General features: G+C 59.3%; 24 protein-coding genes. 5 read left to right on the plus strand and 19 right to left on the minus strand.

Features of this window, described 5'->3' with window-relative positions; genetic code table 11:
- Positions 1-162 precede the first annotated feature (162 nt).
- From K7R21_RS07080 to K7R21_RS07095, 4 genes are all read right to left on the minus strand, one after another.
- A complete protein-coding gene (locus K7R21_RS07080; protein WP_224982567.1) occupies positions 163-678 on the minus strand; it encodes a ferritin in 516 nt (171 codons plus the stop codon).
- Between the two features lie 123 nt (positions 679-801).
- Complete coding sequence (locus K7R21_RS07085; protein WP_224982568.1) at positions 802-1,608, minus strand: glycosyltransferase; 807 nt, start codon at positions 1,606-1,608, stop codon at positions 802-804.
- On the minus strand, positions 1,590-2,258 hold the full coding sequence (locus K7R21_RS07090) for a class I SAM-dependent methyltransferase (RefSeq protein ID WP_263630532.1): 669 nt from the start codon (positions 2,256-2,258) through the stop codon (positions 1,590-1,592). Before K7R21_RS07090 ends, K7R21_RS07085 begins: the two co-directional genes overlap by 19 nt.
- A gap of 275 nt (positions 2,259-2,533) precedes the next feature.
- Entirely contained in the window at positions 2,534-3,295 is a 762-nt protein-coding gene (locus K7R21_RS07095) for a slipin family protein (RefSeq protein ID WP_224982570.1), read from the minus strand.
- Positions 3,296-3,437: 142 nt separating this feature from the next.
- Between K7R21_RS07095 and K7R21_RS07100 the strand changes: the two genes are divergently transcribed.
- The 3 genes from K7R21_RS07100 to K7R21_RS07110 all read left to right on the plus strand — a co-directional run bounded on the left by K7R21_RS07100 (position 3,438) and on the right by K7R21_RS07110 (position 6,712).
- Entirely contained in the window at positions 3,438-4,814 is a 1,377-nt protein-coding gene (locus tag K7R21_RS07100) for a sigma-54-dependent transcriptional regulator (RefSeq protein ID WP_224982571.1), read from the plus strand.
- Between the two features lie 703 nt (positions 4,815-5,517).
- Complete coding sequence (locus K7R21_RS07105; protein ID WP_224982572.1) at positions 5,518-6,168, plus strand: LysE family translocator; 651 nt, start codon at positions 5,518-5,520, stop codon at positions 6,166-6,168.
- A 13-nt stretch (positions 6,169-6,181) separates the two neighbouring features.
- Complete coding sequence (locus K7R21_RS07110) at positions 6,182-6,712, plus strand: GNAT family N-acetyltransferase (RefSeq protein WP_224982573.1); 531 nt, start codon at positions 6,182-6,184, stop codon at positions 6,710-6,712.
- Positions 6,713-6,731: 19 nt separating this feature from the next.
- On the opposite strand, the gene K7R21_RS07115 is transcribed toward K7R21_RS07110, so the two are convergent.
- Positions 6,732-7,088 (minus strand): DUF1622 domain-containing protein, encoded by a 357-nt coding sequence (locus K7R21_RS07115; protein ID WP_224982574.1) that lies wholly within the window; start codon positions 7,086-7,088, stop codon positions 6,732-6,734.
- Positions 7,089-7,108: 20 nt separating this feature from the next.
- Here K7R21_RS07115 and K7R21_RS07120 point away from each other — a divergent pair, with 20 nt between their 5' ends.
- Entirely contained in the window at positions 7,109-7,579 is a 471-nt protein-coding gene (locus K7R21_RS07120) for a hypothetical protein (RefSeq protein ID WP_224982575.1), read from the plus strand.
- Between the two features lie 145 nt (positions 7,580-7,724).
- On the opposite strand, the gene K7R21_RS07125 is transcribed toward K7R21_RS07120, so the two are convergent.
- The 3 genes from K7R21_RS07125 to K7R21_RS07135 form a co-directional block, all read right to left on the minus strand.
- Positions 7,725-8,378, minus strand: coding sequence for a hypothetical protein (locus K7R21_RS07125; RefSeq protein WP_224982576.1), 654 nt, complete (start codon positions 8,376-8,378; stop codon positions 7,725-7,727).
- Positions 8,379-8,866: 488 nt separating this feature from the next.
- Positions 8,867-10,570: a 6-pyruvoyl-tetrahydropterin synthase-related protein gene (locus K7R21_RS07130; protein ID WP_224982577.1), complete on the minus strand. Its 1,704-nt coding sequence runs from the start codon at positions 10,568-10,570 to the stop codon at positions 8,867-8,869.
- 90 nt (positions 10,571-10,660) lie between these two features.
- On the minus strand, positions 10,661-12,181 hold the full coding sequence (locus K7R21_RS07135; RefSeq protein ID WP_224982578.1) for a hypothetical protein: 1,521 nt from the start codon (positions 12,179-12,181) through the stop codon (positions 10,661-10,663).
- A gap of 38 nt (positions 12,182-12,219) precedes the next feature.
- On the opposite strand from K7R21_RS07135, the gene K7R21_RS07140 reads away from it, so the two are divergent.
- Entirely contained in the window at positions 12,220-12,660 is a 441-nt protein-coding gene (locus K7R21_RS07140; protein WP_224982579.1) for a PaaI family thioesterase, read from the plus strand.
- A 133-nt stretch (positions 12,661-12,793) separates the two neighbouring features.
- Here the strand turns inward: K7R21_RS07140 and K7R21_RS07145 are convergent, their stop codons facing one another.
- The 11 genes from K7R21_RS07145 to K7R21_RS07195 all read right to left on the minus strand — a co-directional run bounded on the left by K7R21_RS07145 (position 12,794) and on the right by K7R21_RS07195 (position 26,207).
- On the minus strand, positions 12,794-15,406 hold the full coding sequence (locus K7R21_RS07145; RefSeq protein ID WP_224982580.1) for a hypothetical protein: 2,613 nt from the start codon (positions 15,404-15,406) through the stop codon (positions 12,794-12,796).
- A 128-nt stretch (positions 15,407-15,534) separates the two neighbouring features.
- The gene (locus tag K7R21_RS07150) at positions 15,535-17,115 is read right to left on the minus strand and encodes a hypothetical protein (protein WP_224982581.1); all 1,581 of its coding nucleotides are present in this window, start codon (positions 17,113-17,115) and stop codon (positions 15,535-15,537) included.
- A gap of 84 nt (positions 17,116-17,199) precedes the next feature.
- Positions 17,200-17,541 carry a DUF192 domain-containing protein gene (locus K7R21_RS07155; RefSeq protein WP_224982582.1) on the minus strand — a complete coding sequence of 114 codons (342 nt, stop codon included), beginning with the start codon at positions 17,539-17,541 and terminating at the stop codon, positions 17,200-17,202.
- A 2-nt stretch (positions 17,542-17,543) separates the two neighbouring features.
- On the minus strand, positions 17,544-18,146 hold the full coding sequence (locus K7R21_RS07160) for a porin family protein (RefSeq protein ID WP_224982583.1): 603 nt from the start codon (positions 18,144-18,146) through the stop codon (positions 17,544-17,546).
- A gap of 25 nt (positions 18,147-18,171) precedes the next feature.
- Positions 18,172-19,083 carry a hypothetical protein gene (locus K7R21_RS07165; RefSeq protein WP_224982584.1) on the minus strand — a complete coding sequence of 304 codons (912 nt, stop codon included), beginning with the start codon at positions 19,081-19,083 and terminating at the stop codon, positions 18,172-18,174.
- Between the two features lie 225 nt (positions 19,084-19,308).
- Entirely contained in the window at positions 19,309-20,220 is a 912-nt protein-coding gene (locus tag K7R21_RS07170) for a type II secretion system F family protein (RefSeq protein ID WP_224982585.1), read from the minus strand.
- Positions 20,221-20,229: 9 nt separating this feature from the next.
- A complete protein-coding gene (locus K7R21_RS07175; protein ID WP_224982586.1) occupies positions 20,230-21,195 on the minus strand; it encodes a type II secretion system F family protein in 966 nt (321 codons plus the stop codon).
- An 8-nt stretch (positions 21,196-21,203) separates the two neighbouring features.
- Entirely contained in the window at positions 21,204-22,508 is a 1,305-nt protein-coding gene (locus K7R21_RS07180) for a CpaF family protein (protein WP_224982587.1), read from the minus strand.
- Positions 22,509-22,535: 27 nt separating this feature from the next.
- Positions 22,536-23,657, minus strand: a complete 1,122-nt coding sequence (locus K7R21_RS07185) for a response regulator (RefSeq protein WP_224982588.1) — start codon at positions 23,655-23,657, stop codon at positions 22,536-22,538.
- A gap of 22 nt (positions 23,658-23,679) precedes the next feature.
- Complete coding sequence (locus tag K7R21_RS07190) at positions 23,680-24,771, minus strand: pilus assembly protein TadG-related protein (protein WP_224982589.1); 1,092 nt, start codon at positions 24,769-24,771, stop codon at positions 23,680-23,682.
- The gene (locus K7R21_RS07195) at positions 24,750-26,207 is read right to left on the minus strand and encodes a type II and III secretion system protein family protein (RefSeq protein ID WP_224983423.1); all 1,458 of its coding nucleotides are present in this window, start codon (positions 26,205-26,207) and stop codon (positions 24,750-24,752) included. The genes K7R21_RS07190 and K7R21_RS07195 overlap by 22 nt, the downstream gene beginning before the upstream one ends.
- Positions 26,208-26,227 lie beyond the last annotated feature (20 nt).

Below are 26,227 nucleotides of genomic sequence, written 5' to 3' on the forward strand. Positions count from 1 at the left end.
CACCGATAGCAATAAAAAAAGGGCCCGCAGCAACGGGGCCCTTTTTCTTTTCAAAATTCACCAGCTCAGCAGTGCCGCATCCAAGAAGCGTCGACGCGAAGCACCACGTCCCCCCCTTTTGCGAAGGGGGGACAGGGGCGATTTGGCTCCCGGAAGCCTCCCTTACGCCGCCGTAGTCGGCGGCGGCACAAACACCCTAGCCGCCAGCTCTGTGTCAAGCATCAATAGCCCCTGCCCATTATCCCCGATCAGCTTCAGCTTACCGATGATATCCCTGTCGTTCTCCTCCTCCTCGATCTGCTCGGTGACGAACCACTGCAGGAAGATGTTGGTGGCGTGATCCTTTTCGGACAGGGCAAGGTCGGTGAGTCCGTTGATGGACGCAGTGATGGTAAGCTCGTGCTTCAGGGTCTGTTCGAACATGTCCAGGAGGTTCTTGAACTCGGCCGGCGGGGCGTCGATCGCCTGCAGCTTCACGTGCTCGCCGCGGCTGTTGATGTAGTTGTAGAATTTCATGGCGTGAACCATTTCTTCCTGGTACTGGACCATGAACCAGTTGGCACTCCCTTTGAGTCCGATGGAAGCGGCATAAGAAGACATGGATAGATAGAGGTAGGCAGAGTAAAGCTCATTATTCAGTTGGTTGTTGAGAGCGACGCACAGCTTTTGGGTCAGCATCAGGTTTTCCTCCTTGAAATCAAATAGCACGTTCTCGAATTATCTTCTCAGTGTCGTTCACGTACTATGTTACCTGAGGCTGAGCCGTTGGCAAGCAGGGTATACGCTAGGCAGGTAGTGTGGTCAGACCCGTGATTCCACCGGCCGACTGTTCCAGCCATCCAGGTAGCGTTTATACCCCTTCCGGGCTGGCGTCCTCAGGTACACGAACAAGGTGGCAAACTCCGCCATCGCCTTCAGGTAATCCGTCATGGAAACCTTGGAACCTTTGACGTCATACCATTCCTCGAGGGGGTATTCGACCCAATTGGCGCACACTTCGAGGCTAGGGGCTTCAAGCACCAGGGGAAACCTGGCCAGGACCTCGACATCGAAGGTCCATCTCACCTTGAAGGGACTGGAGAAGACAATTTTCAACGCCGTGGAATTGCGGAAGATCTTGGCGCCGCACTGGGTGTCGTAGACATTCATGCCGAGAAGCAGCGAGGCGAAAGTCGCAAAAATCCTGCCCAGGTAATGTCGCAGAGGTCTGCGCTTGATCCTCCTGCCCAGCAGTCGAACACGCGCTCCCAGCACGGCATCGACATGGCGCTTCTCCAGCACCTCGCGGAACTCGGTGATGACCTCCAGGGGGGTGGCCAGGTCCGCGTCCCAATACCCGATGTAGTCAAACGGTCCCTCGCTCGCCTCCAGGATACCGCGTCGGACCGCCTCCGCCTTGCCGCAGTTTACCTCGAGGTCGAGCACGTCGACCTGGGCCGGGTTCTTGTCCCTGATGGAGGTGAGAATCCTGAGCGTATCGTCTCTGCTGCCGTCGTTAACGAAGAGAAAGGACAAGGAGGGATCGCTGCGCAAGGCGGCGAGGAACGAGTGCGGTTGCAGGCGCTGCGATTCGTTGTAACAGGGGACTACTATCCGTGTTTGTCGCACAGCACCCATCCTGTCAGGCCCGGTATCTTGATACCCAACCGGCCTGCGGCAAGGAGAATCTTGTTGTCCAGCTTGAGAGCCAAGTGGATCAGGGAGGTAAGCAAAGGCCCTTTGCGCCAATGCCCCACCCCTTCTGAAGAGTCGGCGGATTTGAGCACCTTGAACAGCACCAGCTTTGGCAGCAGCAACGAGAAGAAGAGGTAACCGCAGCGGCGGGATGTCAGCCCGGCCTCCTCGACCACCCGCAGTAACTGTGGCAGGCTATAGCGCCGGTAGTGCCCCAGGAAGTAATCGTGCCCGCTAAAGATGGCCTGAAACGCCGGTACCGTGATCAGGACCAGCCCTTTGCCCGCCACGTGGCGCTCGACGATGCCGGCAAGAAAGGAGTGATCAGTTTGGACATGCTCCATCACGTCCAGCAGCAGCACCAGGTCGAAGCTCGATTCATCGGGCAACTCCTTCCGGAAGTCGATCCCCCCCTTGGTGGCGGAGAACTCGGCAATCTGCTGATCGGAAAGGTTGGTATCCACCGCCGTGATCTTCAGACCCGGGATCTCTTTGCCAAGGCTCTCCGCGATAAAACCGTCGCCGCACCCAATATCGAGGACTCGCATTCCCGGTGTCAGGAAGTCGGACAGAATCTCCAGCAAGGCATCCCGCCGGGAAGTTTCCCAAGGATGTCTGTTCCGATTGTCGGTCCGTGCCTCTTTCAGGTCCATCCGCCGTTACCACGCCTTTGCCGACAGTTTAAGATTGCGCCAATGTCTCACATCGCCATTACATAGTCAACTTTGAATGCAGCCGGCAACTGCTCCAGTCAAAGCGTCGCACATGCCACGGTATCCCCTTTGCGAAGGAGGGACAGGAGGGATGATTTGCCTCTTTTTAGTCTGCTTTTAACTTGCCACCCCGCCCCTCCAATCCCCTATGTCCCCATCTTATCAATAAACATCTTAATCAAGTCGATAGGCACCGGGAAGATGGTGGTGGAGTTTTTTTCCGCCGCGATCTCCGTCAACGTCTGCAAGTACCGCAACTGCAGCGACATCGGCTCGTTCCCCATGATGGTCGCCGCCTGCGCCAGTTTCTCCGAGGCCTGCAACTCGCCCTCAGCGTGGATGACCTTGGCGCGCCGCTCGCGCTCGGCCTCCGCCTGCCTGGCGATGGCTCGCTGCATCTCCTGCGGCAGGTCGATGTTCTTCACCTCGACCGTGGAGACCTTCACCCCCCAGGGCTCAGTCTGCCGGTCCAGGATCTCCTGGAGTTCCTTGTTGATCTTCTCGCGGTTGGCGAGGAGTTCGTCCAGGTCAACCTGCCCGAGCACGCTCCTGAGCGTCGTCTGGGAAAGCTGGCTGGTGGCGTACAGGTAGTTCTCCATCTCGACCACCGCCCGCACAGCATCCACCACGCGGAAGTAGATGACCGCGGAAACCTTCACGGTGACGTTGTCGTGGGTGATCACGTCCTGGGAGGGAACGTCCATGGCCACGATGCGCAGCGAAACGCGTACCAGCCGGTCGATGCCGGGAATGATCAGCACGAGACCAGGGCCGCGTACCTTTTTAACCCGCCCCAGCCGGAACAGTACCCCCCGCTCGTATTCAGGGAGGATGCGGATTGCATTGGCCAAGAAAGCCACGATGAAAAACAGGACGATAAGCACCGGAAACAGGTTCACGACGTTCATGATTTCCTCCGCGGATACTGCTTAATAAAGGGCGATAAACCCGCGTAAGTATATCGGAACAAGGCTTTACGTCAAATATGCATATTGCCAAATGCTTTCATCCATGTTATTGAAGAAATCTCTAACACTGGGAACTCACCGAATGAAACCCACCATAAAAATACTGCTCATAGAAGACGACGACGGCAGCCGCGAGGCGATGCTCATCTTGCTCAAGGCGAGCGGCTTTGCCATCAAGGGGTGCTCCAGCGGCAAGGAAGGCCTGGACCAGTTGGCCGGCGAGCCGTTCGACATCGTCATCAGCGACCTGTTTCTGCCCGACATGAACGGCATCGACATCCTGACCCGGGTGAAGCAGGACTCCCCGCACACCGAAGTCATCCTGGTCACCGGTCACGGTTCCGCCGAGACCGCGGTGCAGGCGATGAAGAAAGGTGCCTACGACTACATCACCAAGCCCCTCAACATCGAAGAGCTGCGCATCATCATCGACAAGGCCGTCGAGAAAGGGCAGCTGTTAAGCGAAAACGTCTACCTCAAGAAGCAGTTGCAGGACAAGTACGAGTTCGCCAATATTATCGGTAACTCGCAGGCCATGCAGCAGCTCTTCTCGCGCATGAAGCGGATCATCAAGACCGACTCCACCGTCCTCATCCTGGGCGAATCCGGTACCGGCAAGGAGCTGGTCGCCAAGGCGATCCATTTCAACGGCAACAGAAAGGACAAGCCGTTCATTGCCGTCAACTGCTCCGCCATCCCCGAGAATCTCCTGGAGAGCGAACTGTTCGGTCACGTAAAGGGAGCCTTCACCGGTGCGGTAAAGGAAAAGGTAGGTAAGTTCGAGGCCGCCAACTACGGCACCATTTTCCTCGACGAGATCGGCACCCTCCCGATGCACCTGCAGACCAAGCTGCTGCGTGTGCTCCAGGAGCAGGAAGTCGAGCGCGTCGGTTCCAACAAGCAGATAAAACTCGACGTGCGTGTCATCTCCGCTACCAACGTGAACCTCGAGGAAGAAGTCGCGCGCGGCAATTTCCGTGAGGACCTTTTTTACCGACTCAACGTGATCCCGGTTCTCATTCCTCCGCTGCGCGAGCGTATCGAGGACATCCTCCCCCTCACCCGTCACTTCCTGGCGAAGAACTGCCACTCCATGCAGCGTCCCATCATGCACCTCGACAAAGAGGCGTTGGAGGCGTTGGAGGCGTATCCCTGGAACGGCAACGTGCGCGAATTGGAGAACATCATGGAGCGTATCGTTGCGCTCACCGAAGGCGATGTTATTACCCTGCGCGACCTACCCGCCAACATCGCCAAGAACTACCAGGAAGGCGCCCACTCCGTCAGCGTCACCCCCGCCGGTATCGACATGGTGCAGGCCATCAGTGAGATTGAAAAGCGCATGATCGGCGAAGCCTTGCAGTTATCCGGCGGCGTCAAAGCCCGCGCCGCCGCGATGCTCAGCATCAACCGCACCACCCTGGTCGAAAAGATGCGCCGCCTCGGCATGCCGCTGTAGACCGGCCCCGTCGCCGCGCGCTGCCGATTGCGGTTGTTTTTGAGGTTCACTCCTCCCCGCTACCGCCCTGAAACATCGGAGGGACGTTGCTGAGATTTTGAGATTTACAAGCGCAACAAAGACAGAAAGTCAAAATCTCGGCAACGTCCCCCACTCATTTAACTTCGCGCGGAAAGCTTATTAGCGGGAGGAGGAGCCTTGCCTGACGGAGGGAATCCCCACTCCAATGGCGCCGATGGCCCGCGTCCCTATAGCCGCAGTACCTAAACAGCCGGTGATTTCTCCGTTCCTGATCACCCACACTCCCTGCTGGGGAACTTCAACCTGACACACCATACCCATCGCTACGCTGCAGTCGCCAGCACTGAAGTTGACGCTATGGTCTACCTGGCCGTTGTACGAGCAGTCGCATTCACAATGGAACGTTTGCTGCTTTGGTAGAGCCAGCCCCTGACTGGTTCCCCCCAATATGACGCTCACCCCCAAACACCCCACCACACACGTTTTTGAAAGTAGCCGCATTGCGTACCTCCTCTAGGTTAGGTGATAATCTCATATGCAACTGGAGACACTACTGCAAAATTAACAATCGTCAATGTTGCAAAAAGGTTTTCTGCTGCCTCGGGGGCTAGAGGGGACGTGCTTGCGTTGACACTAAGAATGGGCTACATTTCCCAAACTTCATGCTGTGAGAGGTATCTCCGTGTTCTCAGTTCTTTTGACTATCTGGCTACTTTACGCCGCTATTCTTCTTAGCCCAGGTGCCAACACCCTTTTAATAACACAACTGGCCGCCAGCGAGCAGGGCCGCTCTGCATGCGTTGCCGCACTCGGAGTTGCCTTAGGCTCTACACTCTGGTGCGTCAGTGCGGTGTTCGGAATCCACGTAATCTTCGTGGTTTTCCCGGCGATGCGGTTGACGCTGCAGGTAGGAGGCGGCATCTACCTCCTCTACATCGCCAGCCGCCTCTGGCGTGCGTCCTCGGGAGCAATGACTCGGATGGAGCTGCGTGCCTCTAAAAGTGCTATCGCCGCATTCCGCCTCGGATTTCTTACCAACATGACCAACCCGAAAGCGGCCTTGTTCTTTGGCAGCATCTTCGCGGCGTCGTTCCCTGCAACTCCAAGCAGGGCCCTGCAAGTAGCCGTGATCGTAATGGTCATGGTGAGTTCGAGCTGCTATCACCTGTTTCTAGCGTACTTGTTTTCCCGCGACAAGGTACGAGCCGGTTACGCACGGTCGCGCGGCACGTTCAACCGCATCGCAGCGGTAGCCGTCAGCTCCCTGGGGCTTGGGTTGCTGGTAGCCACCTTAAGAGAGGCACGCCACCAGTTCTTCGCGCCGTCCACTTGACCTGAGGAATCACATGAGTGAACAGAATGTAGTGCGCTGCAGCTTTGAGCGACACGGGGATGCGATACTGGATATTTTCAATGATGCGATCGTGCACTCGACTGCGCTCTACGAGTACCAGCCGCGGACACGGCAATTCATGCAAAACTGGTTCGAGACCAAACGGTCGGCGGGGTTCCCGATTATCGGTATCGAGGACTGCAACGGGGTGCTGCTGGCATTTGGCAGTTACGGCACATTCCGCGCTTTCCCCGCTTTCAAGTACACGGTGGAACACTCGGTATATGTGCACAAGGACCATCGCGGACGCGGCCTTGGCCGGTCCGTGATGCAGGAGTTAATAGCAGCGGCGCGCGGCAACGGGATGCATGCCATGATAGGCGGCATCGACGCCACCAACACCGGCAGCATTGCACTGCACGAGCAACTCGGCTTCAAACACGTCGGTACCCTGCCCCAGGTCGGCTTCAAGTTCGGCAAGTGGCTCGACCTCGCCTTCTATCAGCTGCTGCTCGATACCCCCGCCCACCCAATCGACGGCTGAACAATTTCGACCGGCTCTATCAGCTCGGAGGCGCTTCCTCCGGTTTCCGCTGCCAGGGCCAGTGGCCTTCAAGCTCTACTTGCAAGGCCATGCTCAAAAAGGTCCGAATAACAACTATAACGCCCAGAACTAACACCCCTCCCAGGGTGGGGGTTACGGCAACGGTGCGGATGATGTCCGCTGCAACAAGAAATTCCAGGCCGAGCAGGATCCCCCGTCCGAGGTCCTGACGCAACTGCTTAAATCCGTCCTCGACCCTACGACCTTGGACGGCATACCTGGTTACCGCCACCACTAGACCGACACAAATGGCTATCACACCTGCCCCGTCGATAACGACGCCAACCGTCTCGGCAACCTCCTTGAAAGTTAGCATAGAACCTCTTATGTAAGAGCTTGTTTGGATCGCTTGGCGAGGTTTTGCGTCGGTACGGGTTGCGGGCCCGCCTCACTCATGTACTTATTCTAATTTTATCAGAACTTTCCGCAAGGGCCACCACAGAGAAACGAGACCTCCTGGTTAGGAGACGCGACCTCCTAGTTAAAGAACGCGACCTCCTCGTTAAGGGACACGACTTCCTCGTTAAGGGACACGACTTCCTCGTTAGGGGACACGACCTCCTCGTTAGGGGAAGCGACCTCCTAGTTAGGGGAAGCGACCTCCTAGTTAGGGGACACGACAACCTAGTTAGGGAACGCGACCTCCTAGTTAGGGAACGCGACCTCCTAGTTAGGGGACGCGACCTCCTAGTTAGGGGACCCGACCTCCTAGTTAGGGGACACGACCTCCTAGTTAGGGGTCAGGACCTCCTAGTTAGGGGTCAGGACATCCTAGTTAGGAGACACGAACTCCTGGTTAGGGCGTAAGTACATTAATGAGGGGGAAGGAATTTTTTTTGGTTGTGAGTTAGGAACCAGCTTGGATGCGCTGGTACAACCATTGAGGCGCGTGGTTGGAAGAAAACGGAACGAGGGTGCCTTGGTGGCACCCTCGCTGGATGTGGAAGGAACGTCAGGAGATCAGGACACTGGTGATTGAAGACCAGGGACCGGGGCCATCGGGACCGTGTTGTCTCATCCTGAAGAAGGTGTTCACCGGGTCCAGGTTATCCAAGACCATGTTTCTGGCATCCGGGAACATGGATTTGTGAAACCAATCCGACTCGACCGCAGGATCCTTGGTGTTGATGTGAATCTCGTAGTTATAGGCGCCATGCACAGGACTTGCGCTAGCCATAGCCTTTCTCGGTTCACCGGAATTGGTGACAGTAAAATCGGCAGAAGCGGTAAGAGCAACCTTGGCCCTGCGGAAACTTCTACGCTCCTGAGCGATGTTAAAACCGGTGGTGTACAAGGCATCGGGATTCCGCATCGACACCGCTTCCAGGAACGAGGCCATCTCATCGAGGAGGGCTATGACCTCTTCTATAAGTTTGTCCCGCTCGCGGATCAGAAGCCGATCGCCATTACTAGCCAGACGGTAGGCTGTCACCAACGCCGTCACCAGTTCTACGATCTTTTGCAGGAGCGCGGCATTGCCCCCCCAAACCGAATCGGGGTAGTTCTTGTTGCCAATCAGGCTAAGCTGCACCTTCTGTGAAAATGCGAGAAATTCTTTCGGACCAAACCGGTGATAGTCCCTCTTTATCCTCCTTTGCATGACCATTGATGCCTCCTTTGCCGTTGGTGCGTTGGTTTCCACGCAAAATTAGATATAGCTAACGGGCTAAAGGATATAAAGCACCTTGCACATGTCAAGCGGCTGGGACGACACCAGGCTCCCTTCCTCGATCGTAAGGGCTGGTGACAACGAACAGGTGTAACGGGAAAGGACCGTATCATAGTGTCGGGCTCATTCCGAAACTGGCGGAGCCCACTTCAGCAGCGGGCTTTGTTTTTTTGCCGCTCCGGCTGACTCTTTACCCCGAGCCTGGTCTGATGCCGGCGGTTTCCCCAGGAGAAAGTTCCTCACCTTTTCCGAAAGGGGGACGGAGGTTTCTCCGACGGAGACATCCTGGATATCCTTAGCGGGGCCCGACAAGGTAACTGTCTGTACCTCACCGGAGGCGTACGTGATGACCAGGGTGTCGGCAAAAGCAGGACAGGCGACTGCCACTGCCAAGGCAGCCACGGTTAACGACTTCGTGCAGTAGTTCATGACATCTTCCTTTCTACGGCTATATTTTGTTTCTCTGTGATCATTTGCCCTACAGTGAAGGCTAGGTAGCCAAGTAGCATCGTAAAAAATGCAGCGGAAATGTATTTAGCGGCTGCCCGCAAAGGTGTGTCGACGAACCTGAGGGTAACGAGATGATTTCCAGGAGCGACCCCGATGAGAATTGCTCCACTTCCTGTCTCCACCCCGACCGGCACGGCGACTCCGTCAATGTCGGCTATCCAGCCTGGATAGTACGAGGTGGCGACCCTCACGACAGCTCGCGTCGAAGCATTTGCCGCCAGGACACGACGCTCCGGTAACCACTCCCGTACCTGCGACGATGCGGTACCGGCAACAGTTTCAACTTTTATTGTTTTTTTAGTCAGCAGTGCATCAAGTTCCGTTACCGTCGCAGGGGTGTATTCCCGTGCCACGGGATAGCCCCGGTATCCTGCTGCGATGGTGCTACCGCTCTTGGCCACAATGATCCCCCCGACCAACAGTACCGTAAGCAGGGAGTACACCACGGCCTTATCACGCGTCCCAGAACCTGCACATCCGGCACCTCCTGAAACCACCTTCCCGGCGAGGAAACACAAGGAAACCTCCATCAGCGACAGGAAACGCCAAGGGAATTGCAGGGTGGCTAAGCCGGGGAGTGCCACCCACAGCGGTCCGGACAAGGGCGTTGTCATGAAGAGGGCAACCAGGAACAGCAGGGTGAAAAAGGTATGCTCCCCCTCCTCTTTCTCTTTCGCCCCGCCCCGTAGCACAGCAACCAGCGAGATGAATACGACCAGGTCCAAAATGGTGGCGAGATGTAGCATGGCCCCGAAATTATGCAATCCCTGCGGCGCGTGCCCCAGCCAGAACAGGAAGTTATCCCTGAAATTTCCCACGAAGCATCGGACGATGAAGTCGATGTGGACGAACTTCCTCTCGAAGACGACCGGCACCAGGTAAAAGGACGCGAGCCCCAGGCCACCCGCCATTGCGGTCATGGCCAGAGTGGCGTCCCTCACCTTCTTATGGGACAAGTACTCAAATACGAAAAAGGCGAGCAGGACCGGGGTAAAAATATAGCCGGACACAAGATGGGTGAGGATCAGAGCAGCATAGGTGACGCTCAGCCCCGCAGCATGAAGGTGTTTGCGATCGGAGCTGAACACTCCGTGCGCGAAGAGAAAGACCAAGGGGAACCAGGTGAAGGCGAACAACTCAGCAAGGGTACAGCGAGCATAAAGGTCAAGCAGGTGGTATGGCAACACCTGATACAGGATCCCCGCAACCAAGGCACCTTCCCGGCCGCACAACCGTCCGGCAGCGTGGAACATGGCGATCCCCGAAATAAAGAATGCAAGCAAAATGGTCACGATCATCGCGGCCTGAACAGAGCCTGACAACAGGTTAAGGGCAGCCGTCAAGTAATAACTAAGAGGGGCATAAAAAACGAAATTGGGACTGCCGTACCCCATGTTGGCATCGGCAACCCAGCGCGGCAAGATGACTCCGCTGTGAAGGGAACTGGCAAACTGATCGGCCTGGAAAAGATGAAATCCCACGTCGTGCGCGAGGGGGAGTGCCTGCCGGACCAGGGGCTGAGCCGCGAAACAACAAGCACCGAGGGCAAGCAAGGCGTACGCAATGCCGATCCGACAGGAACGAGCCCTGGCTAGGATGTCTGTGAGAAGGTTCCACATCCTGGTATTTCCTTCAAGTATCCAACAGGAACTTTAAGGTTGCCCAAGGTAAGGGCATTTTGTATCTTGCACCGACCAGCGCATGCAGCATCACTGCGACTTGCGCGCCGTCCTGTTCTTGAAAACCTCCCAAGGACCTGACTTGGCAACAAGGTCACAGTAGCGGAACAAGTCCGGGTAAAGCGACCCGGGAGCGCTGCGAACCAGCAGGTAATCGTAATACGTGCCGTACCGCTCCCAAGAGAAGTCTGCCGGCTTTTTCGGGTAGGGAAGCACCACTCCCGGCTGGTACTGTACCGGCATCATGGCGTTGGGGAACAGCGTCGGCGTTGCCCCTCCTCCCGCAAACATCTGGTAGTATTCGGCGTCGTGGCTATGGATCTCGTTGAAGTAGTAAGGGTCCAGAAAAGGCGAATCGGACCGGTACACGAGTGGAAGTACAAGCGAGTTCTTCTGCGCAACCGCAGCCACAGGGAGGATAGCTTCCTTCTCGAAGGCGACCGCATGCTGCAGGCGAATCGATTGTATCAGCAGCGCCAGCGCGCATACGGTGAGCAGCGCGGCATGACGAAACGGGATCCGCAGACAGCACAGAAGCAGCGCCAACGAGAAATAGGAGACTGGCGCGAGGCGAAGGTTGAAGTAGGAGTAGTAGCCCATCCAGAAAGGAAGGACGAAGATGCCGACCAGTGACGCGGCGAACCAGGCCAGAAAGCGCTTGTCGATAGTGTCCTGGTCGGTACGACGCCTCCATGCCATATCGAAGACGACAGCGACGACCACCCATATCATGACGCAGGACCAGTCCGGTCCGCCAATGATGCGCATCCCGGTGAACTGGAGCAGGTAAAATGCCAGGGAGCGGTGCGGCACCAACCAACGCACGCTCCACGGTACGCTGGTAGGGGTGGCGCTTGGGCCATGCTGGGCCATGTACCAGACACCAATGACCACCGCCATGACCGCCGCCGGCAGCAAGGTCCGCAGCAACTGCTTGCGCTGGGCGATCGAGGTCAAGGCGGGCGTCGCGGAAAGGGCTATGTAGACCAGCAGGCTGTACGGGTGGATCAGGAAAAGAAGGATCAGGTACATGCCGTGGCGTGCCACCCTTCCCACCGAAGGCCCAGCAGCCAGCGCATCGAGGTCCAACAGGGCGAGGAAAATCAACGGCAGCGACAGGACGAAATTTGGGAACCCCAGGAAGTACATCTGGTTGAAGGCAAAGGGGAAGAGGAGCAGGCTGCCCCAGGGGTAGCCGCTCGGCGGCGCGAGGCGCCGCGCAACCAACGCCAGCAGGCCCATCAGCAGTATGTAAAGTGAAAAAAGGATCTTACCCGCAGTCTCGACCGCGCAGACCAGGGTGAGCACTTTCATGGCGAGGTACCACAGCATGTACGGGCGCACGCCGAGGTCGATCCGGTAGAACTCCTGCCAGTTGTACGAGGGGTCGTGATAGGTGGCCATCACCTGGGCGAGGAACAGGTGTTGCGGGTAGTCCTGCATCGGCAGGAGACGGCTCGCCCAGATCGGCCACACCGATGCGACTGTCAACGCCGCGAGGGAAACGTAGAAAAGGATGGCATCTTTACCTGTACCAGGCCTGCTTATCATCGGGCTCCCACGGGCATCACAAGCAAAAAGGAGGTTTCGTGTACCACTACGACGAGGATATGACGGGCAGCGCCGCGCAGTTCCAGCTTTCGGGGTGGATCGCCTGCGCCCCCTTCGAGGAGTACCTCGGCATGCGCATCGAGGAGGCCGGTGACGGACGCGCGGTCCTCAGCATGCCGTTCAAACTGAAACTGGCGCAGGGTGTGGGGCTCATGCATGGAGGCGCTATCACCTCCCTGGCCGACACCGCCGTGGCCATGGCCATCAAGAGCATTCTGCCGGAGGGATCCGACTTCGTGACGGTGGACCTGCACCTGAAATTCTTCGCCGCCGTTCGGGAAGGCTCGGTCCGCGCTGTGGCCCGCGCCACCCCTCAGGACGAGCGCAAGATCGTCGGGGTGGCTGAGATCTTCAACGGGGACACCAAGGTGGCGGAGTTCAACGCTTTCTTCATCGTCAAGAGGAGGGGGCCGGAATAAAAAGGCGGGGCAAACTGCCAAGGCAAATCCCCCCTGCCCCCGCTCAGCAAAAGGGTGGGACTCTTGGGCAGGTCCACTGCTTCGTGGGAAATACCCTGCACGTCGCAGATCTCCAAAGAACCAACTACAGTCTTTACTGGCCGTACTCTTTCCACACGAGGCCGGTGTCGGCGTTGAACTTGGTGATGCCTTCGCTGTCCTGCATGGTGCCGGTGAAGGCTTCGTCGTCTTCCCAGAGGATGCCGTCGGGCATCAGCACCCGGGCCACTACGGCTTTGCCGGCAATGTTCCGGGAACCGAGTTGCTTCAACTTCCCGGTCTTGCTCATCTCGAAGATCTTCAAGGTGAACTTGGCATTGGACGCCTCTTTGCCTTCGCTCTCGGCCGTGAAGGTGTAGATCCCCTCGCCGGCCTTTTCGATGACGGCTTCCTTGGTTTTTTCCGGCGTCTTTACTACCACTGGCGTTATCTTCTGCTCGCGCCTTGCTTCTGAACGGCTGAGTGCCCTGCCCCGCTTCGACTTCGGGTACTCCTTGAAGGAAACCGTGATCTTGAGGTCGCTGGCGCCGGCAACAATCAGCTTGAGGTCGCCATGCATGGAGGGAATCACTACCCCTTTTTCTTCCGGCGGCTTCTCGGACGGTCTTGGCCCCACCGTCTCCTTCTTCGCCGGTTCGGCAGGCTTCACCGGCATCGGCAACTGGCTCGCCGCGGCTAGCGCGGCACGGCGTGCCTGCTCGGCCTTCTCCGCGGCAAGGCGCTCGCGGGCGAGTTGGTCTGCCTGGGCGCGCATGGCGGCCAGACGCTCGGCTTCTGCCCTCTTGCGCTCCAGCATCTCCTGCTCCGCCCTTTTCTTCTCAGCCGCGGCCAGACGCGCCAGCTCCGCCTGGCGTGCGGCTGCCTGGACACGCTCCTGCGCCAGCTTATCCTGTTGGGCCTTCAGGGCCGACTGACGCTCCAGCTCCGCTTTTCTCTTCTCCAGCAGCGCCTGTTCGGCCAGCCGCTTTTTCTCCGCCGCGGCCTGCCGGCGCTGCTCCTCCTGCCGGGCCGCCAGTTGCTCACGCTCGCGTGCGGCCCGTTCTGCCTCGGCACGAAGGGCTGCCTTGCGATCCTGTTCGGCCTTTTTCTTCTCCTCGGCAATGCGCTTTTTCTCGGCCGCAGCCTGGCGTAGTTGTTCGGCCCGCTGTGCCTCCAGCTGCTCCCGCTCTCGCGCGACCCGATCCGCCTCGGCGCGCTGGGCGACCTTGCGCTCCCGCTCTGCCTTGCGCTTTTCCTGCACGACCTGCTCGGCCAGCCGCTTCTTCTCGGCTGCCGCCTGGCGGCGCTGTTCCGCTTTTTCGGCTTCCAGCTGCTCCCGCTCGCGTGCCAGGCGCTCCGCTTCGGCGCGCTGGACCGCCTTGCGTTCCTGCTCCGCCTTGCGCTTTTCCTGGGCCGCCTGATCGGCCAGCCGCTTTTTCTCAGCTGCCGCCTGGCGGCGCTGCTCCGCCTTCTCGGCTTCCAGCTGCTCCCGCTCGCGTGCCAACCGCTCCGCTTCTGCGCGCTGGGCCGCCTTGCGCTCCTGCTCCGCCTTGCGCTTTTCCTGGGCGGCCTGATCTGCGCGCCGCTTTCTCTCGGCCACAGCCTCACGCTCCTGCCGTGCCTTTTCGGCCGCCAACAGTTCCCGTTCCTTGGCCTGTTGTTCGGCCAGGGCGCGGGCCGCCGCCACGCGCTCCCGTTCGGCCTCCCGTTGTTCCTGCTGTTCCTGCTCGGCCTTGGCTGCTGCTACGCGGCGCTCCTGCTCTTCCTTCTCGGCAACGGCACGTTCACGTTCACGGACCAGCCGCTCCTGCCTGGCCCGATCCGCAGCCCGGCGCTGCAACTCCGCCTGGCGTTTTTCCAGTATTTCCTGTTCGGCACGTTTCGCCTCGGCGGCCTTGCGCTCCAGCTCGGCTTTCTCCGCTGCCGCCTTTTCCCGCTCCAGGGCCAGCTTTTCCTGGCGTACCTTTTCCGCTGCCCGGCGCTCCAGGAGCGCCTTTTCGTGGGCCACCTTCTCCTGCTCGGCTTTCTGCCTGGCCGCTTCGGCTGCCTTGCGCTCCGCGTCTCTTTTTTCCGCGGCTTTGCGTTCAGCCTCTTGTTGCTGGGCCGCCTTACGCTGCCGCTTGGCCTCCGCCTCGGCCTGCCGCTCCTGTTCCGCCTTTACCTCCGCGAGTCGCTTGCGCTCGGCTTCTTCCCGGGCTCGTGCCTCCTCGGCCGGATCCGGTTGCGGCGGTGTATCCAGCTCCTCAACCTCGGCTTCCTCCTGCTCTTCCTGAACGGGTTTGGCCTTGGCCACCACCAGTCCCTTTTTAGGGTCCTGCGCCAGCTTTTTCGGCTGGCTACCGGCGCTTTTCGCGGTCACCATCTCGATGTCGGCTGTTTCTGGGACTGCTGCGGGCAGAGGTTCTTCGGGCAGGGACTCTTCAACTGCGGTTACAGGGGATTTCGGCAGCACAGTAGCAGCGGCACCGCTGGCAGGCTGCGGATCGACCTGCGCCGTGGCCATGGGAGCGCTACTGGTCTCTGCGGGGAGTGCGGTTGGCGCCATGGGCAACGAGGACGTGTCAAGCCAGAGGATGTCGAACCGCGCGCTGAGTCCGGTTTGGGGATAGAAAAGCGACGATGACGTCAGCGCGAGGAACAGCAGCGCGTGCACGACCAGCGACCCGGCAACTGACCAGGCCCCGTCAAGGCGTCTCCTCCTTTTTATCAACCGGATATGGTCTTCCATAGTTATTCCAGATGCGGTGGAAACTTGCTGTTCCAGGTAATGATCCCTGCAAATCCACCTGCCCTCTTCGCAGAGGCTCGATTGGCGAGGCGGAACTTTGCCACTTTACAGTCCCTTCTGCTACCCGATCAGACCTTGTCGTCCTTGTCGTCCTTTGGGACAGGGCGGACCGCAGGATACTTCCTGATAAGGTACTGGTACTGTGGCACGTTGCGGACAAAGATGTTGGCCACCTTGTCGGCGTAGATGAGCTTCCAACCCGGGTTGGCCTGCAGGTACCGAGAAAAGGGCGCGTTGGCGTCGAAAAAGACCCAGGAGATGCGGTACTTGTCTAACACCCCTTCCCACCCCTGCTGAAAGTTGGTCACCTTCTTGTATTCCTTCACCCTGGCGCCACCGTACATGTCGAGCCTGCCATCGATGAACACCTTGTACATCGGGGCTGCACTGTAGATGACACAGTCTCCGAATTCGTCATTGTTGAACATGTTGCCGCTGATCCTTTCCTTCTTGAGGAATTCGATGGCGGCTACCGGTTTAACTTCAGGGCTGAAAGTGAACTCTATTTTACCCGTATAGATGGCTACAAGCACGGCGCCGACAGCGACAGCAGGCCAGAGATGGCCGTAGGACCTGGCATCGATGGCGGCAATGTTGCGGGACCGGGTTTTGAGGAACGTGGCCAGTTTCAGATCGGATCCCTTGAGCATCTGGTCCAGGTGTTTCCCCCAGATCGGGGTCACCACGATGACGAAAAGTGGTATGTACCGGGCGGAGAACAGTGCCATGTAGAGGAAGAGGACCATCAGGGCGGCCTCGATGAAGTTCAGCTTCACCTTGGAGAAGCCTAGGGTGGCCACCAACCCCAGCAGGTAGACCTCGAACCACCTGACGTAACTCTCGTGGAAATTGGGCGAGAGAAACTCAGAAACCGTGTCCATGAGATCCTTGGAGGAGGTCAACTGGAAGGGGAACAGCAGGATGTGAAAGCCGTAGGGATTCATCAGGGTGACGACCAGGCACACCCCGGTGGCCACGCCGAGGGCGCGCAACTTCTCCAGGCTTGGCCGCCCCTCCCCCCCCTTTTTGAGCACCAGGTCGAGGCCGTTGCCCAGCAGGTAGACCCCGAGCAGCATGAAGCCCCCCATGAAGCCCCCATGCAGGTTGACCCAAAGGAGCATGATGACGGGCAGCAGGTAGAGCCCTTGGCGCCGGTCCTCGTACTGGAACCGGTCCAGCAGGCGGTGCCAGATCACCATGAACAACATGGAGATGATGTGGGGTCTCGCTAGCCAGTGCAGGCACGAGGCGGCAGTGGTCAGGATGACCAAGGGGATGGAAACAATTATGTTGTCGAGGGTTGCATCGACAACCTTGAACAAGAGGTAGAAAGTGAGCGCGATCAGGAAAGCGTAGAAGGTGACAACGCCGGTCAGCCCGGAGAAACGGTGGATGACCGCCATAAGAACCTCGGACAGCCATTCGTGCGCGGTCCAGGGCAGCGGCGGGGAAAGGTAGGAGAACATGTCGTAACGGGGGATGGTCAGGGTCTTCAGGATGTACTCGCCGGCGCGGACGTGGTAGCCGGTATCGCCGTCGCCGAGCAGGTTCTTCCCGGAATGGACGGTCATGAGCAGAAAAACGGAGATAAAAAGGAAGTCTCCGATCGATGGAACCAGGAAGGAAGAGCCGCTTTTGGGTTTGATCAATCCATGCCACCTTTTCAGTTCACTACCGGATCCAGCTGACGTCTACACCGGGTCTTAGCCGTGGAAGGCTTGCGGGCAGGAACTTCACGTAATCTCAATCCGGTTTCCCACCGCGGTAACATCGGCGTCGAGGACACCGGCAGGCAGTTCCAGCACACTGTAGGCCCGAGAGCAAAAAGGGGACACGCGGTTGGGGCGCAGCGTCTTCGCCACGGCCACCACCCGCATGTCCCGGTCCATGAAAAGCACGTCGATGGTGAATCTCATCCCGAAGGTGTGCACGCTGCTGCAGGGCCTGATCCATAGCCCTCTCCCGGCGGGAAGCTCGCGCCGCCCGAGGAGACCTTTCAGCCGGGCGAAGAAGCTGTCGGCCAGGTCAACTTCCCGGGCCAGCACCTTGCCGGTATCGAGATCCACCGCCGTCATGGTCAGTCGAAGGGGTGTTCCGGAAGGAAGAGCCGCACGCCGACCATGCCCAGGAAGCTGGTGGGGTCGTACTCGTTGGCGGTCGATTTCAGGTCGCCGGTGGGCGCGAAGACGCCCTTCAGTTCCGCCGTCAAGGCGATCCCCCTGGTCACGAAGTAGTCCACGCCGGCGCTGACATGCCCTCCCGTCGTCCAGGACAGGTCGAACTTGCCGTTGTACTTGTTGGTGAAGCTCCCCTGGATGAAATCGACCCCCGCCCCGAGGTAGGGAACCAACTGCCTGTCCGGGGTGAAGCGGTACTGCAGCCCAAGGGAGAAGTCAGTGAGGGTGACGTCCCCTACTTTCCCGCTGCCGTTCTCGACCGACAGTGACGGCGCATGGGTGATGTCTAGCTCGGCAGCGAAGTTACTGCCGAAGCCGTAGATGAGACCGCCGCCCGCGGCGAAGCCGGTACCGGACTTGGTGGTGCCGCTGATCAGGTCATCCTGCAACGGCATCTGGAAGCCGAGCTTTCCGGTAAGGCCGATCCTGCCGTCGATACCGGCGGCGAAGACGTTCGACGTGAGTAGCAGCAGTCCCATCAGTAAGGAAGTGATAAGGCGCATCAAGTAGTCCCCCTTGGTGATCATATCAGTTTGATGACGGCTGGCTATTGGCCTGGGTGTTCACCAGTGTCGCAATAAAGCCGCCGTAGGAGAAGATTTTGGCCGCAGGGTTGCTCCAGTCCGGCGCCTCGACCTTGTATACCAGCGAGCACGAGTTTTCACTGCCTATTTCAGGAACGGCCACTACCACACCGGCATTGAAGATCCCCTTGCCGGTGTCATCCGTGGTGACGGTCTGCTGCAGGGTTTCCGGTGAGTCGATGAACACGGGACAATTCCCGATCTCGCTGTAGACACTGACCGTTACCGGGACGCGGGTGCGCGGGTAGCCGTTATTGTCCAGCACCTGGAAGGGAACCAGTTGCAGAATCATCCTGGGATCAGAAGGAAGTGGAACGGCATTCAGGCTTACCTTGATGGTGTTCAACGTGCCGTCCGGATCGGTGGGGCTTTTTGTGGTCAAAAACTTGATGATGTTGGTTTCGCTACGCAGAATTTTGGTTATGGCGACAGCGGTGACCAACTGCCCGTTTACCGAAGAGGACGCCTTGAGGATGACGTCAACCGCCGACGTTGTAGTCTCATCAGCTTTCACCACATTGACCGCGGTCCCATCGGAGACGGTCTGCTGTATGGGAGTGGCGATGGTGACCGGTCCTTCGATGGCCTCGAACTTGATGGGCTGTTGTGATACAGGCCTGTTTTCCGAGTCGGTCAGCGTAGCAGTCGCTATGACAGAGCCATTCGAACCGACCGTGGCAGGCACGCTCAACGAGAGCTTATACGAAAGCACCGTACCAGATCCCGTGGGCGTGCTCGCATCACCCGTGCCCGGGGTGAAGGGGTTCGTGTTGCCACTGGAGCTGCCGCCGCACCCGGCCAAGGACATGATCAACACCGGCAGGAGAACGACTGCCGCCCTGAGTATACCTCGCATATTTCCTCCTCAAACTTCACGGGTTCATAGCAGAATTGGGTGTTCGCCCCTAAGGGCGGCTCCCGGTCAGGGAGCCGCCGGGCACGAGAGAAGTTACTTCCTGGCCAGCCGCGTGTAGATAAGAGCCAGTTCGACCGCGATGATCAGCAAAACGATTCCGTCAAAATCCAGTTGCATGAGGTGGTCTCCTTTCCTGCTCGTTTTTCCCCGGTGGGGGTAACCTATCTACTTCATCAGGACCTTGCTGATCTGGACGTAGGCCGGCCCGAGGATCACCACCAACAGGGCCGGGAAAACAAACAGGATGAGCGGGAAGATCATCTTGATGGTGGTCTTAGCGGCCGCTTCCTCTGCCATCTGCCGCCTCTTGGTGCGCAGCGATTCGGCGTGGACGCTCAGGGCCTGGCTCAGGCTGGTACCAAAACGCTCGGTCTGGCTCAGCATGGTGACGAACGCCTTTACGTCATCGACCATGGTTCGCTCCGCCATGTCCTTGAGCGATTCGATCCTCGGCTTGCCGGCCCTGGTCTCCATGGTGGCTACCTTTATTTCCTGGGCCAGGGGATCGCCGGCGAACTGGGGCGTCTCCGTGGTCTTGATCAGCGCTGCGTCCATGCTGAGGCCGGCGTCGACGCAAACCGTGATCAGGTCGAGGATGTCAGGCAGGGTGTGGAAGATCTTCAGCCTGCGCTCGTTGAACTGGTGGTAGAGCCAATAGCTGGGAGCGAGATAGCCGACGATTGCCAGGATCGCAGAGATCAGGATCACCTGCCGGTCGAACTCGAGCCCCTTTGATATTACGTAGAGAAACAGGTAGGCAGCGGGCAACCCGCAGGCGAGCAGAATCTTGGCGCCGAAGAAGACGTAGACACTCTCCCTTTTGTAGCCGGCAGCGACCAGCATCCTCGAGTACTTGTTGCGCTCCTTGGAGGAGAGGTTGAGCATTTTCCCCACGTCGCTCAGCTGGTCGTACCACTTGGGGGCCTCGGGGACCAGCTCGATCTTGCTGACCTCCTGCACCTCGAACTTCTCCAGGCGAGTCTGGACCACGCTGCGCCGTGACAGGTAGGGATAGACTCCCGCCCAGGTAAGGAGAATGATGGCTATGAATACGGTAGCAGTTATGGCGTAGAGCATCTCTGGCCCCTAGATCCTGATCCTGATGATCTTTCTGATGACGAAAAGACCCACCACCTGCAGCACAATCGCCAGTGCAAGTACGTAGAGTCCCTTGGTCTCGGTATAGAGCGCGGACTCGTATTTGGGGTTCAACAGGTTGAAGAGAACGAAGGTGACCACGGGCAAGACGCCCAGCACGTATCCGGTCATCCTCCCCTGGGCAGTGTAGACCCGGACCTGCCTCCTGATCTTCAAACGCTCACGGATGGTCTTGGCGAGGTTCTCCAGGATCTCGGAGAGATTGCCCCCGACGTCGTTGTTGATGGCGATGGCGGTGGTGAAAAACCTCAGGTCGAGACTTTCGATCCTCTCGTTGAGGTTGCTGAGGGTCTCAGTGATCCTCAGGCCTAACAGCTGCTGTTCGTAGGCGGTTTTGAACAACTCCCCCACGGGGTCCGCGATCTCCTCGCCGACCAGCTGGATGGCGCTATTGAAGGAGTGGCCGGCACGCAGGCTCCTGGAGATCATGGTCAAGGCGTCGGGGAAGTTCTCGGTGAACTTTTCCAGCCGCTCCCTGATTTTGAACTGCAGGTAGGCAAACGGGAGCAGCGACAGGAGCACCGCCCCGACAAGGGCCGCCAGGATCGATTTCGACAGCAGCAGGATCAGTATGAAGGCCAGCACCGTGACCGAGGATGCGACCATGACAAAGCGCGAAGCGGTGATCTTCAACCCAGCGTGGTCGAGTTTCTTGTCGAGATCGCGGGTCAGCGGCAGCTTGGCGAGAATCTGGTCCAGGGGGGGGATTTCCCTGATGATCTCGGCACGGAGATCCTCCGGCATCCCTTGGGCGCTCTTGTCCCGGGCCAGGCGCTGCAATCGCCTCTTCAGTTCGTACTTAGGGGAGTTCCTGACCGCGGTGACGCCCAGGTAGAGCGCGATGAACAGGCAGAAAACCGCGAGGAAGGTTATGATCAGGATCGGTACCAGCAAGGTTCCTCCTAATTTTCAAAGATGTCCCGGGGCAGCTCGTATCCGTACACCCTGAAGCGTTCCGCGAACAGCGGCCTGACCCCGGTAGCCCGGTACTCGCCGACCACCCTCCCCTCCTTGTCGATCCCCTTCTGGTCGAAGACGAACACGTCATGCATGACGATGGTGTTACCTTCCATGCCGGTGACCTCGGAGAGCTTCACCACCTTCCTAGTACCGTCGGAGAAGCGGACCAGCTGCACCACCACGTTGAGCGCGCTCGCCACCTGTTCCCTGATGGCGCGCTCAGGGAGGTCCATCCCCGCCATGAGCACCATGGTCTCGATGCGGGCCAGGGCGTCGCGGGTCGTGTTGGCGTGCACAGTGGAAATGGAACCGTCGTGACCGGTGTTCATTGCCTGGAGCATGTCCAGCGCCTCGCCGCCGCGGATCTCGCCCAAGACGATGCGGTCCGGCCTCATCCTGAGGGCGTTGCGCACCAGGTCGCGCTGGGTGACCTCGCCCCTCCCCTCGATGTTGGGAGGGCGGGTTTCCAGCCGCACCACGTGCTCCTGCTTGAGCTGGAGCTCGGCGGAGTCTTCGATGGTGACCACGCGTTCGTCGTGGGGAATGTAGGCCGAGAGGACGTTGAGCATGGTGGTTTTACCGGTACCGGTACCGCCCGAGATGAGGATGTTGAGCCTGGTCTTCACCGCTCCTTCGAGGAGCCGCTGCATGCGCGCGTCAAGCGTACCCAGGGTGAGGAGGTCTTCCATCTTGAGCGGGTCCTGGCCGAAACGCCGGATGGAGAGCACCGGACCGTCCAGGGCCAGAGGCGGGATGATGGCGTTGACGCGGGAACCGTCGGGAAGCCGCGCGTCCACGTAGGGAGAGGACTCGTCGATGCGGCGGCCGACCTTGGAGACGATGCGCTCGATGATCTGCATCAGGTGGGCGTTGTCCTTGAAGCAGACGTCGGTCTTGGCCAGCTTGCCGAAGCGCTCCACGTACACCTGCGAGGCCTTGTTGACCAGGATGTCCGAGACGTGGGGGTCGGCCAGGAGCGGCTCAAGAGGTCCCAGGCCGAAGGTCTCGTGCTGGATCTCGACCACGAGGCGGTCACGCTCGAACTGGTTCAGCGGCACCCCTTCCTCGATGATCAGATTTTCGATGACGAAGCCGATCTCCCGGTTGAGCTCGTTGCTCCCCAACAGGTCCAACTTGGCGAGATCGAGCCGCTCGATCAGGCGCCGGTGGATGCGGCTCTTGAGATCCTGGAAGAATTCCTGGTCCTGCATGGTGCCGGGGGTGCGAAACGGGTCGTTAGGCGTCATGGTGGCCTCTCGTATCGGTAGTCTGCGTTACTTGACCAGCTCGGCCAGCGTCAGGAGCGCCTTGCTGACTGGCGACCGGGGCGACATCTTCACCACCGGCATCCCCTTGTTGATCGAGGCGACCACGTCCAGGTACTCGTTGGGTATGGTCTGGAATACGGTGTGGCCGAGTACCTTCTCGGCGTCCTTCACTTGGATGTCCGCCTTGGGGAGGTAGCGGTTGACTACCAGTTTCAGGCGGTCCTTGCGCAGCCCCTTGCGCTCCATGGCGGTCAGGTAGCGCTTGGAGTTCTTGAGGGCGGGGAGACTGAGAGCGGTGGTGAAGAGCACCACGTCCGAGGATTCGAAAATGGCCATGTTGCACCCGGCCAGCGGCCCGCCGCAATCAACTACCACGTAGGTGAAGACCCCCTTGAGAAACTCCAAGATGCGGCGCACCTGATCCGGGGTGATGGAGATGGCGTCGTCGACCTCGTTGGGCTCGGTAAGCACGAAGGGGCCGGAGGAGTGCCGGGTCATCACGGTCATCAGGAAATTGGCGTCGAGCCGGTCAATGTTGCTGGTGACGCTGCTCAGGGTGTAGGTCGGGTTGACGTCGAGGAAGGTGCTGATGTCCCCGGAATAGAGATTCAGGTCCACTAGCGCCACCTTGGTCCCTTCCGAGGCAAGGCTCGCGGCCAGGTTCACCGCGACCGTGGTGGTGCCGGTGCCGCCGGTCGGGTAGTAGACCGAGATGAGCTTGCCGTTGGGGGTCTTGTCGGAGCTGGAGGAGAAAAAGAAACGGCCCACCTTCTGCAGGGCCTGTTTCAGTTCCTCCTGGGTGATGGGGCGCAGCATGTATTCAACGGCGCCGGCGCGCATGAGCGAGAGGATCCAGTCGGAATTGCGCTCGGCGGAGCTGACGATGACCGAGGTTCTGGGAAAGCGCGAGGTGATGTGCTGCACCTCCTGCATGCCGCGCTGGATGTCGTTCACCTCGAGGATGACCACGTTGGGGGCGCTGTTCTCGATGAGCCGGACCCCATCGGCAAAGGTATCCACGGAGCCCGCGATGCTGATGGTCTCCGCAAACGGCCTCAGGGTTGCCTCGATGGATTCGCGGGCGGAGGCGTCGCTGTCGATGATGGCCAAAGTGATGGAAGGAGGCATATGGGTCGTCGATCCTTTGTCGTTATTTCACCAGGGAGGCCTTGTCCCCCAGGAAGTTGGTGGTTTCGCAGGCTTCGCAGCTGATTGACAGCACTTCTATGTAACCGTCGGGACCACCACAAGAGGGAAGAGTGCTGGGGACGGTACCACTGTGACCGCCCGGCACGCTGACGTCGGAGATGGTGATCTGCGCGTACTGAACCAGCGAGGTGAAGCGCTCGCCCCATGAGACCGACGAGGGGCAAAGCCCGAAGATCGGGACCAGGATAGTCCAGGTGCCCCCGGGGGAAGAAGGCGTCCTCTTGGCGACGAAGGTGTCCTCCAGCACGTTTTTCACCTGGCCGAGGCCGTTGTTGGTGTAGAGCGTCTGGCCACAAAGCCCCAGCGGGATATCCTGCCTTCCATCGATCAGTTCCGCGACGACGCTGTTGCGCCCAAGATCGGTGGCGTGGGAGGTCGCGGAAAACTCAGTCCACCCCACGGTGTAGGTGTAGTCGAGGCCGCAGGCCGGATCCTTGGCCTGGGTCTGGTTGAAGTAGACCCTGAAAGGGGTCGGCTTGGAGCAGAGGTCCTGGCACAAGACCACCGGGGCCGAGGGCTTTGGGGGGCGGCAGGCGATGGCCTCCGACTTGGCGCTCATCTGCCCCCAGTTGAACACCTGCCCGAAAAACAGGGCAACCTGCTTGTTGTCGGTGCTGATCCCGGTCCCGGTCTCGGTGTTCCTGCGGGCCACCACCTTGACGGCGTTGGCGACCTTGCCGGCCGGCACGGGGTTGGCCAGCGTACCGGCGGTCTTGTCCCAGTAGCCGATGACCACGTCGCCGCCATTATCGTTGGTGTCGTTGCGATCGACCTTCACCTGTTCGCCGGCCGCCTGGTTCTTCTCGGCGAAATCCTTGGCTGCCTGGCGCGCCGCTGCGAAATTGGAAAGCTTGGCGACGCCGGCCAGGGCACCAGCGTCGGCCGCGTTTTGCAGCTGCCCCTTGGCGACGTACATGTACCCCATGTCCACCGCCAGGCTGACGAAGGCCACCAGCACCACCAGCATCAGGGCGATGTAGACGATGGCGAAGCCTTTGTCGCCGAGCTTTTTCAATCCCCTAAAGGCATCCATGACAGCTCCTTCTCCTGTCCCGGAGTAAGCTTTCTGTCGGTCGGAAGCTCGGTCTTCACGCCCGGGGCCGTCGGCTGCACGAGCCTGGGCGTGATGAAGAACACCAGCTCCTTCTCCTTGATCTCCTTGCTGCTGGAGCGAAACAGGGCACCGAGTACCGGGATGTCGCCCAAGACCGGGATCTTGGACATGTTCTTGATCTCCTCCTCCTGGAGCAGACCGGCCAGGATCAGGCTTTCGCCGTCCTTCAGCTCGACGCTGGTCTCCACGGTCCTACTGTCGATAATGGGATAGCCGTTGACCGGCAGGAAGCCCTGGATGCTGCTCACCTCGGCCGGGTTGATCTTCAGGGAGATGGTGCCGTTTTCCATGACTTCAGGCTTGAACTTCAGCTTGATGCCGATCGGCTCGTACTTGATGGTGGTCGTGGCCTGGCCGTTGGTGCTCTCCACGATGGCGATGGGGACCTTGCTCCCTGCCAGGAAGTTCCCCTCCTGGGAGCTTCTCACCAGGAGGTTCGGCTCGGCGAGCACCTTGGCATGCCCCTTGGACGAGAGCGCCTGCAGCACCGCGGCGATACCGGCGGGGAAGTAGGAGACACCGACCTGGAAGGTGTCCAGCGAGGGGAAGTTACCGATGCCCGTCCCGGTCCCGGACAGCGTGCCGTTGGGGCCGGCGATCAGGTTGGAGAAGCCTTCGCCGGTCTTGCCCTTGATGGCGTAGCTGATGCCCATCTCCCGGAGCGAACTCTTGTCGATCTGGGCCACCTTGACCTGCAGCAGCACCTGCTGAGGCGCGTTGACCGTGATGTTGTTGATCACCTTGCCCGCGTACGCCTTGGCGATCTCGACGGCCTTGGCCTTGGTCAGGTCGTTGGCAACGTTGCCCGAGAGTACCACCGTGTCGTTGGCGTACTGGACCTCGATGGTCTCGGTCGGCGCGATCTCCTTCAGCTGGGTCTCGATAGCCTGGCGATCACCGGTCACCTTCAGGTCGAAGAAGGTCGGCGCGGGGCGTTCGTCCCCCTCCCCCTTGGTCCAGATGATCATGCTGGTGCTGCCGATCATGATGCCGTCGAGCTTCAGCACGTATTCAGACAGGACCTCGGGGACCACGAACTTGTTGGTGTTGCTCACCTCGGAGTCGGAGCTCCTCTTTTTGGTCACGCTGACCGGCACCGGCACCACGACGGTCTCGTTCGTTCCCGGCCTTGGGAGGGTGACCGTCTGGTCCACGTCCTTCTCCTTGGCCTCCTTGTTGGTGTTGGCGAGGGTAACCAGGACGATCTTCTTGTTCTGGCTCTTGAAGTCCACCAGGATGCTCTTGTAGAGGCCCACCTCCAGGGGAACACCGGCGGTGGCGGCGGTGGCGAAAGCACAGGTCAATAACAACGCCCAGGTCAACAGCAGCAGTTTTCTAGTCGGGACCATTATCATCAAAGCACCTCATTCGTGAG

Source organism: Geomonas agri (assembly GCF_020179605.1).
GTDB lineage: Bacteria > Desulfobacterota > Desulfuromonadia > Geobacterales > Geobacteraceae > Geomonas > Geomonas agri.

What these genes read in the sequence shown, in the direction of transcription:
- K7R21_RS07080 (WP_224982567.1), bottom strand. Translation starts at nt 678, where the DNA reads ATGCTGACCCAAAAGCTGTGCGTCGCTCTCAACAACCAACTGAATAAT.
- K7R21_RS07095 (WP_224982570.1), bottom strand. Translation starts at nt 3,295, where the DNA reads ATGAACGTCGTGAACCTGTTTCCGGTGCTTATCGTCCTGTTTTTCATC.
- K7R21_RS07100 (WP_224982571.1), top strand. Translation starts at nt 3,438, where the DNA reads ATGAAACCCACCATAAAAATACTGCTCATAGAAGACGACGACGGCAGC.
- K7R21_RS07110 (WP_224982573.1), top strand. Translation starts at nt 6,182, where the DNA reads ATGAGTGAACAGAATGTAGTGCGCTGCAGCTTTGAGCGACACGGGGAT.
- K7R21_RS07115 (WP_224982574.1), bottom strand. Translation starts at nt 7,088, where the DNA reads ATGCTAACTTTCAAGGAGGTTGCCGAGACGGTTGGCGTCGTTATCGAC.
- K7R21_RS07125 (WP_224982576.1), bottom strand. Translation starts at nt 8,378, where the DNA reads ATGGTCATGCAAAGGAGGATAAAGAGGGACTATCACCGGTTTGGTCCG.
- K7R21_RS07130 (WP_224982577.1), bottom strand. Translation starts at nt 10,570, where the DNA reads ATGTGGAACCTTCTCACAGACATCCTAGCCAGGGCTCGTTCCTGTCGG.
- K7R21_RS07135 (WP_224982578.1), bottom strand. Translation starts at nt 12,181, where the DNA reads ATGATAAGCAGGCCTGGTACAGGTAAAGATGCCATCCTTTTCTACGTT.
- K7R21_RS07145 (WP_224982580.1), bottom strand. Translation starts at nt 15,406, where the DNA reads ATGGAAGACCATATCCGGTTGATAAAAAGGAGGAGACGCCTTGACGGG.
- K7R21_RS07155 (WP_224982582.1), bottom strand. Translation starts at nt 17,541, where the DNA reads ATGACGGCGGTGGATCTCGATACCGGCAAGGTGCTGGCCCGGGAAGTT.
- K7R21_RS07160 (WP_224982583.1), bottom strand. Translation starts at nt 18,146, where the DNA reads ATGCGCCTTATCACTTCCTTACTGATGGGACTGCTGCTACTCACGTCG.
- K7R21_RS07165 (WP_224982584.1), bottom strand. Translation starts at nt 19,083, where the DNA reads ATGCGAGGTATACTCAGGGCGGCAGTCGTTCTCCTGCCGGTGTTGATC.
- K7R21_RS07170 (WP_224982585.1), bottom strand. Translation starts at nt 20,220, where the DNA reads ATGCTCTACGCCATAACTGCTACCGTATTCATAGCCATCATTCTCCTT.
- K7R21_RS07180 (WP_224982587.1), bottom strand. Translation starts at nt 22,508, where the DNA reads ATGACGCCTAACGACCCGTTTCGCACCCCCGGCACCATGCAGGACCAG.
- K7R21_RS07185 (WP_224982588.1), bottom strand. Translation starts at nt 23,657, where the DNA reads ATGCCTCCTTCCATCACTTTGGCCATCATCGACAGCGACGCCTCCGCC.
- K7R21_RS07190 (WP_224982589.1), bottom strand. Translation starts at nt 24,771, where the DNA reads ATGGATGCCTTTAGGGGATTGAAAAAGCTCGGCGACAAAGGCTTCGCC.
- K7R21_RS07195 (WP_224983423.1), bottom strand. Translation starts at nt 26,207, where the DNA reads ATGATAATGGTCCCGACTAGAAAACTGCTGCTGTTGACCTGGGCGTTG.